General features: G+C 71.0%; 7 protein-coding genes. 2 read left to right on the top strand and 5 right to left on the bottom strand.

Annotated elements, in window-relative coordinates; genetic code table 11:
* Positions 1 to 6 precede the first annotated feature (6 nt).
* The 3 genes from metX to AB7U92_RS14535 all read right to left on the bottom strand — a co-directional run bounded on the left by metX (position 7) and on the right by AB7U92_RS14535 (position 4596).
* A complete protein-coding gene (gene metX, locus AB7U92_RS14545; protein WP_428578085.1) occupies positions 7 to 1140 on the bottom strand; it encodes a homoserine O-succinyltransferase MetX in 1134 nt (377 codons plus the stop codon).
* Between the two features lie 130 nt (positions 1141 to 1270).
* Positions 1271 to 3781 (bottom strand): sensor histidine kinase, encoded by a 2511-nt coding sequence (locus AB7U92_RS14540; RefSeq protein ID WP_428578082.1) that lies wholly within the window; start codon positions 3779 to 3781, stop codon positions 1271 to 1273.
* Between the two features lie 14 nt (positions 3782 to 3795).
* Positions 3796 to 4596: an ABC transporter substrate-binding protein gene (locus AB7U92_RS14535; protein WP_428578079.1), complete on the bottom strand. Its 801-nt coding sequence runs from the start codon at positions 4594 to 4596 to the stop codon at positions 3796 to 3798.
* A 101-nt stretch (positions 4597 to 4697) separates the two neighbouring features.
* On the opposite strand from AB7U92_RS14535, the gene AB7U92_RS14530 reads away from it, so the two are divergent.
* Together AB7U92_RS14530 and AB7U92_RS14525 are read left to right on the top strand one after the other, a co-directional pair.
* Positions 4698 to 5339, top strand: coding sequence for a helix-turn-helix domain-containing protein (locus AB7U92_RS14530; RefSeq protein WP_428578076.1), 642 nt, complete (start codon positions 4698 to 4700; stop codon positions 5337 to 5339).
* A complete protein-coding gene (locus AB7U92_RS14525; protein WP_428578072.1) occupies positions 5336 to 6064 on the top strand; it encodes an Hpt domain-containing response regulator in 729 nt (242 codons plus the stop codon). Before AB7U92_RS14530 ends, AB7U92_RS14525 begins: the two co-directional genes overlap by 4 nt.
* Positions 6065 to 6158: 94 nt before the next feature.
* Here the strand turns inward: AB7U92_RS14525 and AB7U92_RS14520 are convergent, their stop codons facing one another.
* Positions 6159 to 7037, bottom strand: a complete 879-nt coding sequence (locus AB7U92_RS14520; RefSeq protein ID WP_428578069.1) for a response regulator — start codon at positions 7035 to 7037, stop codon at positions 6159 to 6161.
* On the bottom strand, positions 7034 to 9896 hold a 2863-nt coding region (locus tag AB7U92_RS14515; protein ID WP_428578066.1), incomplete at its 5' end, for a hybrid sensor histidine kinase/response regulator. The genes AB7U92_RS14520 and AB7U92_RS14515, both read right to left, overlap by 4 nt.

Here is a 9896-nt window from a genome sequence, read left to right as displayed (position 1 = left end):
GCGGGCTCATGCGCCAACCTCCTTGGCCAGGTTGTCGAAGCCCGCACGCAGCACGCCATGGTAGCGCGGGTCCTCGAGCAGGAAGGCGTCGTGGCCGTGCGGCGCGTCGATCTCGGCGTAGCTGACGCGGTGCCGGTTGTCGAGCAACGCCTTGACGATCTCGCGCGAGCGGGCCGGCGAGAAGCGCCAGTCGGTGGTGAAGCTGACGATCTGGAAGCGGCACTTCGCCGCCGCGAAGGCGCGCGTGAGGTCGCCGCCGTGCTCGCGCGCCGGGTCGAAATAGTCGAGCGCGCGCGTGATCAGCAGGTAGGTGTTGGCGTCGAAGTACTCGCTGAACTTGTCGCCCTGGTGGCGAAGGTAGCTCTCGATCTCGAACTCGATCTCCTGCGTGGAGTAGCCCAGCTCGGCGGCGCGCATGGCGCGGCCGAACTTCTTCTCCATCGCATCGTCGGAGAGGTAGGTGATGTGGCCGATCATGCGCGCCACGCGCAGCCCGCGCTTGGGCACCACGCCGTGCGCGTAGAAGTGGCCGCCGTGGAACTCGGGGTCGGTGACGATGGCACGCCGCGCCACCTCGTTGAAGGCGATGTTCTGCGCGGAGAGGTTCGGCGCGGTCGCCACCGCGATGCACTGGCGCAGCCGGTCGGGGTAGCGCAGCGACCAGCTCAAGGCCTGCATGCCGCCCAGGCTGCCGCCGAGCACCGCGGCGAGCTGCCCGATGCCGAGCCGGTCGAGCAGACGGGCCTGTGCGTCGACCCAGTCTTCCACGGTGACGACGGGGAAGTCGGCGCCGTACACGCGCCCGGTGGCCGGGTTGACGTGCATCGGCCCGGTCGAGCCGAAGCAGGAGCCGGGGTTGTTGACGCCGATGACGAAGAAGCGGTCGGTGTCCAGCGGCTTGCCGGGGCCGACGAGGTTGTCCCACCAGCCTTCGCTTCTCGGCTGGCCGGCGTAGGTGCCGGCCACGTGGTGCGAGGCGTTCAGCGCATGGCACACCAGCACGGCATTGCTCTTGTCGGCGTTGAGCGTGCCGTAGGTTTCGTAGACGAGCGTGTAGTCCGCGAGCGTCGCGCCGCTCTTCAGCGGCAACGGCTCGACGAACGCCATCGATTTCGATTCGACGTGACCCAGCGATCCCATGAGGCCCCAAACGAAGACACCCGGCGCCGCCAAAGCGGAACGCCGGGTGTGCGTCCTTCTTTAGCTGAACTTATAAAGCGCTCGCAATCCGGAACAAATCAGCGCTGGCGGCAAGTATAGCGGCGCCGCCTCACAACGGCACCGGCGCCGTCTCCACCGACCCGCGCGCCGGCAGGTGGATGAGGAACACCGCACCGCCTTCGGGCCGGTTATCGGCATGGATGCGCCCGCCATGCGCCTCGATGATCTTGCGGCAGATCGCCAGGCCCAGGCCGGTGCCGCCGGAGCCGTCCTTGGTCAGGCTCGATTGCACGAAGGCCTCGAAGACGCGCTCGACCTCGTCGGCGGGTATGCCCGGGCCCTGGTCGGCGATGCCGATGCGGATCTCGCCGGCCGGCGTGGTCTCGCCGCTCAGCTCGATGACGCCGTGGAAGGGCGAGAACTTGATCGCGTTCGCAAGTACGTTGCGCACCACCTGCTGGAAGCGCATCGGGTCGACCTTGGCCACCAGGGGCAGCTCGGAAAGCTGGAGCTCCAGGCGCAGCTGCCGGCCGGCCAGCAGCGGGTCGATCTCGCGCGCCACCTCGCGCACGAGCGTGCGCAGATCGGTGCGCTCGAGGTGGAAGGTGCCCACCGTGCTCTCGATCTTCGAGACGTCGAGCAGGTCGTTGACCAGCGCGAGCATGCGCTGCCCCGAGGCGTGGATGTCGGCGAACATCGAGGCCAGCTTCTCGTGCTGGCGGCCGCGCACCATGCCCAGCTCCGAGAAGCCGAGGATAGACTGCAGCGGCGTGCGCAGCTCGTGGCTGATGTTGGCGATGAACTCGCTCTTGGCGCGCGAGGCCTCCTCGGCTGCGTCGCGAGCGTCGCGCGTGGCCCGCTCGGCGGCGCGGAACTCGCTCACGTCCATCAGCACGACGAGGATGCCGGCCGGCGCGCCGTCGTCGCCCGGCACCGCCACCTTGATCAGCATCGCGTCGCGGCGCGAGCCGTCTCGGTGGCGCACGCTCGCCTCGTAGGCGATGCGCCCGCCGCTGCGCAGCAGTTCGCGGTCACGCTCGCTGTGCAGCGCGGCCTCCTCGGCGCTGAGGTAGCTCGCCGCGGCCTGGCCGATCACGTCTTCGCGGCGCCGGCCGGTGAAGTCTTCCCAGGCCTGGTTGACACTGAGGTAGCGGCCGAGCGTGTCGAGCATCGACAGCGGCAGCGGGCTGATCTCGAGCATCAGCGCCGAGATCTTCAGCTGTGTCTGCAGCTTCTGCTGCGCGACCACGCGGTCGGTCACGTCGGCGGCGCTGCCGGCGAAACCGACGATGCGCTCGCCGTGGACCAGCGGCACCACCGCCACGTCGAAGTGCCGCGTGCGCTCGGCGCCGGCACCCATCACGGTGGCCTGCGCATGGCGCACGGCGATGCGGATATCGGGGCTGAACAGCGAGCGCACCGCCGCTCGCTGTTCGGGCAGCACCAGCTCGTGCAGCTGGCGGCCGATCGCATCCCGGGCGGTGTCGCCGCCGATGGCCTGCCAGCGTTCGTTGACGAAGCTGATCGCGCCGCGCTCGTCGGTGCGGAAGATCAGGTCCTGAACGCTGCGGATCGTCACGCTCAGCTCGCGTTCGCGGCGCGCCACTTCGGCCTGCGCCAGGTCGAGCTGGGCGCGCGCGGTCTCGCGGGCGCGCAGGCTGCGCCAGGCCAGCAGTGTCATCGCCGCGACGGCCAGCAGCACCACCAGGCCGATCGCGGCGAAGGGGCGGAAGCCCTGCCACCACGCGACGTCCACCGCGGCGTGCGGATGTTCCACCAGCACCACCAGAGGCCGCGAGCGCGAGACTCGGAAGGCCACCAGCTGATCGTCGCTGCGCACGCCGGTGCCGAGGTAGGTGGCGTGCTCGCGCGCCGGCAGGTAGTCGCGGAATACCGGGTGCCCGGCGAGCGCCGTGCCGGGCGCGAGCGGCACCGAGGCGGTGGCCGCCAGCAGCGTACCGTCGAAGCCGGTGAGCATCGCGCCGCCGAGCCGGTCGGCCACGGTCAGCTCCAGCTGGTTGGCGAAGGCATCCGGGTTGACCAGCGCCACCAGCAGCGCCGGGTCACCGCCGCGCAGCTGCATGCCTCGCATCAGCGGCACGAAGCCGACCGTGGCCGGCACCGCCGCGTCACGGCGCGCCATGTCGGACAGGGTGCGGCCCGCAATGAAGGTGCCGAGGCGGTCGCGGTCGATCGCCGGCCAGTTGCCGAGCCATTGCGGCTCGATCGAGATGCCAACGTCACGCGGCACGGTGCTGGTCAGCACGCGGCCCTGCGCATCGACCACCGCCATGCTGCGCAGGAAGGGCAGGCCGACCATCGCTTGATTGAGCAGCGGCGTCACCTCGTCGATCTGGGCGAGGGTCTGCGTCGACAGCAGTTCGGCCAGCGAGGCCATGGCGATCGCCGTGGTCTCGACGGTGCGGGTGGACTGCTCCTCGAGCACGCGCGCGAGCAGCTCGTTGCGGGCGCGCTGCGTCTCCATCTTCTCCTCGTGCTCGGTCCAGCCGAGCCAGGCGACCGCGGCCAGCACCGCCAGGGCCAGCAGCGCGCCGGCCCAGGGCACGGCACGGCTCAGGCGCCTGGAAGCGAAGCGCTGGCGCTCGGGGGACGAAGACACCCGCCCGGCTCCTCTCAGGGCTGCAGCACGGCGATGCCGCCCAGCCCGTGCCGCTTGGCGGCGCCCTCGAGGCGGCCGTCGCGCTTGATGCGCGCGACGAACTCGTCGAGCGTGGCCAGCCAGGCCTCGTCGCCCTGCTTCACCGCATAGGCGTAGGGCAGCACGTGGAAGGGCTTGGGCGGTGAGATCAGCATGGCCCAGTCGGCGTTGTCGAGCAGGCGGCGACTGTATGGGTAGTCGGTCATGAACACGTCGACGCGGCCGGCTTCCAGCTCGCGCTCGCGCGTGGCCGGCGGCTTGACCACCACCATCGTCGCCTGCTTGAGCGCCGCGGCCATCACCGGCTCCATGAAGGTGCCGGCCTGCACCGCCACCTGCACGCCGGGCTTGTCGATGTCGGCCCACTCGCGCACCACGCGGTTGCTGCGCGTGGTGATGCCGTAGATGTCGCTCTGCAGGTAGGGCCGGGTGAAGGCGAGCTGCGCGGCGCGCGCCGGCAGCACGCCGACGGCGAACATGGCCACGTCGCAGCGGTCGCCCTTGAGGTCGTCGACCAGCTTCTGGAACGAACTCTCCACGTACTCGATCTTCCAGCTCATCTCGCGGCCGAACTCGGCCGACAGGTCGATGTCGATGCCGCCGAGCTGCTGCGTGCGCGGGTTGCGGAAGGTGATGCCGTAGTAGTCGGGCCAGATGCACACGCGCACGGCCTGCGCGGCCTTCACGCGATCGAGCACCGGGCCGGCCTGCGTGGCGCCAGCCAGCGTCAGCAGCGCCGCCGCGAGCAGCGCGCGGGCCTGGAAGCGGGTCTTCATGGCGGGAAACTCCGTCGTAAGGTGTCGCGATTGTCAATCAAAACACTTTTATCATTTACGTTGTTCTCGCCATCGGACGCCCAATCCGGCAAAATTACGCGATGGCCAGCGACGACCCCTCCATTTCCTCGGAGCCCTACACCACGATCGAGGTAGCCAGCCTGCTCGGGCTGGCCGTGCGCTCGGTGCAGCTGATGGTCGATCGCGGCGAGCTCGACGCCTGGAAGACGCCCGGTGGCCACCGGCGCATCTCGCGCGCCTCGGTGGAGCGCTGGCTGGCCGAGCGCCGCGGCGGCGCCAGGCCGGCCGATGCAGGCGCCGGCCGGACCGCGGGCAAGCGCGCCCAGCGCGTGCTGCTGATCGAGGACTCGGTGCACTTCCAGAACCTGGTGCGCCTGCTGGTCGGCCAGAAGTTTCCGCAGGTCGAGCTGCACGTGGCCGACGAGGGCTTCGTCGGCCTGGCGATGGCCGGGCAGCTGCAGCCCGACGTGCTGATCGTCGACATCCTGCTGCCGGGCATCGACGGCGCCACGCTGATCACCAGCCTGCGCTCGCACCCGCAGTTCCGCCAGAGCCGCCTGATCGTCATCACCTCGCTCGACGAATCGCAGCGCGAACCCTACGCCTTCGCGCTGGCCGGCGTGCCGGTGGTGCACAAGCCCAACCTGGTGGCCGAACTGCCGTCGCTGCTGGCGGAGGCGCTCGGCGCCACCCCCGCGCCCGCGCCTTCCCCCGCGCCATGAGCCGGCCGCGCGTGCTGCTGGTCGACGATGACCCGTCGATCCGCCGCTTCGTCGCGCTGGCCCTGGAAGACCTGGACATCGAGCTGGTCGAAGCCGGCAGCGTGGCGCAGGCGCGCGAGCGGCTGGCCGACGGCGAATCGTTCGCGCTGATCGTCACCGACCTGATGATGCCCGGCGAAACCGGTCTCGACCTGCTGCAGCACCTGGCCGACCATCCCGCGCAGCGCGCCGGGGCGCGGCTGGCGGTGTTCAGCGCCGGGCTCAACGCGGCGATGCAGGCACGGCTGGCCGGCTTCGACGTCTGGCGCCAGTTGTCCAAGCCGATCTCGGTACTCGAACTGGAGGACTGCGTGCGCGAGGCGGTGGGCGCCGGCGGCGCGGCCGCCGCCGCAGCGCCGGCGCAGCCCGGCCCGCTGGGCGCCGGGCAGGAAGCGGCGATCGCCCGCCACTTCGCCGGCGACCGCGGCCTGTTCCTCGCCTACCGCGCCAGCTGCGTGGCGCAGTTCCCGGCCGACGTCAGCGCTGGCGACGACGCGCTGGCCCGCGACGACGCGCCGGCACTGCGCCGCCTGGCGCACAGCCTGAAGAGCGTGCTGGCCACGCTGGGCGATGCCGACGCCGGCGCGCTGGCGCGGACGCTCGAAGACGCCGCAGCGCGTGGCGACCTGGCGGGTGGCGCGCCACTCTGGCAGAGCCTGCGAGATCATCTCTCCTCACAGCGGTGAATTCAGCCTCGAAGTGACACAGTTCACGCGATCCGGCCCGACAACCGACCCGGGCAAGACTTTCATATTTATCGTTTTTATCGCAGCTGAAGGCTCAGCGCAGCTCGCGGCTGGCCAGCGCCGCGGCCGCGGCGCGTGTCTCCACGCCGAGCTTCTCGAACACGTGCTCGAGGTGCTTGTTGACCGTGCGCGGGCTCATGCCGAGGATCTCGGCGACGTCGCGGTTGGTCTTGCCCTTGGCGATCCACGACAGTACCTCGGTCTCGCGCGGGGTCAGCGCCGCCGTGGCCAGCCGTGACGCCGGCGCCTCGCCGGCCTCGCGCAGCTGCAGCAGCCACATCGTCTCGCCCAGGCCGACCTCGCCGAGGCGGCGTGCGCCGAGCACGCGCCCATCCGGCGCGTTGCGCTGCGCTTCGTCGCCGGCCTGCATCAGCCACGCGATGCAGGCGGCCTCGCCCTCCGCGCCGAAGCACTCCGCCAGGCGGGCCTGCGCTTGCGGCGAGCGCCAGGCCAGCCGGCCGCGCGCGTCGAGCACCAGCACGCCGAGGCCGCCGACGTCGACCGCCTCGCGCGCCAGCCGCACCGCCCGCGCGTTGCGCACGTGCGTGGCCAGCCGCGCCAGCACCTCCTGGGTGCGAACCGGCTTGACGACGTAGTCGACACCGCCGGCCGCGAAGCCGGCGACGACGTGCTCGGTCTCAGCCAGCCCGGTCATGAAGATCACCGGCACGTGCGCGAAGGCCGGCTGCGCCTTGATGCGGCGGCAGGTCTCGAAGCCGTCGAGCCCCGGCATCAGCGCGTCGAGCAGGATGGCGTCGGGCACGGTCAGGTCGATCTGCGCCAGCGCTGCCTCGCCGTCGGGCGCCACGAGCACGGTGTAGCCCTCGGCCTCGAGCTCGCTGCACAGCGCGCCGAGCGAGGACGGCGTGTCGTCGACGACGAGTACCACGTCGCGCACTGGCGCAGCGTTCACACGGCCTCCTCGTCGCGCCGCGGCAGCGAGCGCTGCAGCCGCTCGATCAGCTCGTTCCAGGCAAAGCGCTCGACCAGCGCGCGCGCTTCGCCGGCCGCGGCGGCACAGTCGGGGTGTTCGTGCACCAGCCGCTCGAGCGCCAGCACCAGCCCCTGCCGGTGGCCCAGCCTCGCCAGCCGCACCAGCGTGCGTGCGTGCTCCTCGGGCAGCTCGAAGTCGCCGGAAGCACTCGGCATCCAGCCCGGCACCGCGAGTTCGGCCACCCACTCCAGCTGGAGCACGCGCTGCAGCGCAGCGAGCAGCTCCGACTCGATCACCGGCTTGTCGACGAAGCCCTGCGCGCCGGCGGCGGCCAGCTTCTCGGCCTGGTTCTCGAAGGCGTTGGCCGAGACCATCAGGATCGGCACCTCGGTGAAGCCGGCCTCGCGGATGCGCCGCGCGGTCTGCCAGCCGTCAAGATCGTCCATCGTGATGTCCAGCAGCACGGCGTCGGGGCACTGCTCGGCCACGCTCTGCAGGCACTCGGTGCCGCTGGCCGCCTCGCGCAGGCGAAAGCCCAGCGGCAGCAGCAGGCCGGCGAGCATCTGGCGCTGCGTCGGCTGGTCGTCCACCACCAGCAGCGTGCGCCGCGCGCCGATGTAGCCGGTCACCGGGCGCTGCGGCACGCCGCGCTCGACCGGCGCCTCGGCGGTCTCGCTCAGGTACAGCCGCACGGTGAAGGTGCTGCCCTGCCCCGCCGTGCTCTTCACCGTGAGCTCGCCGCCCATCAGCTGCGTGAGCAGGTGGGTGATGGTCAGGCCCAGGCCGGTGCCCGGCTCGCCGCTGCGCCGCCCGGCGCTGCCGCGCTCGAAGGGAAGGAAGATGCGTTCGAGATCCTGCTCGGCGATGCCGATGCCGGTGTCGCCGACTTCGAAGCGCACCACCTCGCGGCTGCAGTCGAGCCTGAGCACGATGCCGCCGCGGTCGGTAAAGCGCACCGCGTTGCCCAGCAGGTTGACGAGGATCTGGCGCAGCCGCCGCGCATCGGCGCGCACGAAGTCCGGCACGCGGCCCTCGGTCCTCAGCTCGAACGACAGGCCCTTGGCCGCCGCCTGAGGCGCCACCATGCCGACGATGTCGTCGAGGAACTCGCGCATCGACATCGGCGCGATGTCCAGGCGCAGCTTGCCGGCCTCGATGCGCGCCAGGTCGAGCAGGCCGTCGATCAGGCCGTGCAGGTGCTCGCCGCTGCGCCGGATGGTGTCGACCGCGAGGCGCGGCTCGCCGTGCAGCCGGTCGTCCTTCAGCAGGATCTGCGTATAGCCGAGGATGCTGTTCAGCGGCGTGCGCAGCTCGTGCGTCATGCCGGTCACGTAGCGCGTCTTGGCCTGGTTGGCGGCCTCGGCGAGATCCTTGGCGCGTTGCAGTGCGGCGTCGGTGCGGCCGTGGGCCTCGATCTCGCGCGTGAGCAGCTGGTTCTGGCGGTTCGATTCCTCCTCGGCCATGTGGCGGCTCTCGCTGCCGAGCACGATCCACCAGGCGCCCACCGCCGCCGCCAGCGACAGCAGCGCAAAGGCCTGCAGGAAGGGCTCGGCCAGCTGCTGCGCCGCGCCCGGATGCAGGGCCTTCTGCTGCTCGTAGACCACGCCGAGCACCACCGCCAGCAGCACCAGCAGCGACACCAGCACCACGAGGTAGTGCGCCACGCGGAAGTTCACCGCCTGGCTGAAGCGCCGCGGCAGCAGTGCGGCCAGCGCGGCGCGCACCTGGTCGGCAGCGCGCGCGTCGGTCTTGCAGCGATCGTGGCAGCGCGACTCCAGCGTGCAGCACAGCGAGCAGATCGGCGCGCCGTAGGCCGGGCAGTGCGCCATGTCGTCCGACTCGAAGTCGTTCTCGCACACCGAGCAACGCACCGACTGGCCCGGCCGCCACAGCCGCTCGGCCGGCCGCGCCTCGTAGTAGCGGCCACGCGTCCACCAGGCCAGTGCCGGCGCCGTGGCCATGGCCACCGCCAGCGCGATGAAGGGTGCGTAGGCCTGCGCGGCGGGCCCGAGCGCCCCTGCGTACGCGACCACCGAGATCAGCGTGGCCACCAGCATCGCGCCCATGCCCACCGGGTTGATGTCGTACAGGTGGGCACGCTTGAACTCGACGTGCTTCGGGCTCCAGCCCAGCGGCTTGTTGATGACGAGGTCGGCCACCAGCGCACCCACCCAGGCGATCGCCACGTTGCTGTACAGCCCGAGCACGCTCTCCAGGGCGCCGAACACGCCCAGCGTCATCAGCAGCACGGCGATCAGCACGTTGAACACCAGCCAGACCACGCGGCCGGGGTGGCTGTGGGTCAGGCGTCCGAAGAAGTTCGACCAGGCCAGCGAGCCGGCGTAGGCGTTGGTGAGGTTGATCTTCACCTGCGAGACGATCACGAACAGCACCGTGGCCGCGAGCACCCAGCGCGCATCGTCGAACACGTAGGCGTAGCCGGCCAGGTACATGTGCGTCGGCTCGATCGCCTTGTCGGTCGGCATCTGCTGCTGCAGCACGAGGAAGGCGAGGAAGGCGCCGCCGAGCATCTTCAGCATGCCCGGCACGATCCAGCCCGGCCCGGCCACCAGCACCGCGCCCCACCAGCGCCAGCGGTTCTCGCGCGTCTTCTCGGGCAGGAAGCGCAGGTAGTCGACCTGCTCGCCGATCTGCACCACCAGCGAGAAGGCCACGGTGGCCGCCGCGCCGAACATCAGCGCATCGAACTCCGCACTGCCGGAGATGCGACCGGCCAGCGTGGAGAACTCGCCGAACTTGCCCGGGTCCTGCAGCGCCACCGCGGCGTAGGGCAACAGGCACAGCACGATCCACAGCGGCTGCGTCCACAGCTGCAGC

Origin of the sequence: Piscinibacter sp. (genome assembly GCF_050175855.1) — a bacterium.
Classification (GTDB): Bacteria; Pseudomonadota; Gammaproteobacteria; order Burkholderiales; family Burkholderiaceae_C; genus Piscinibacter.
Note: the sequence above shows the minus strand (reverse complement) of the source record. Positions and strands in the feature narration are given on the sequence as shown.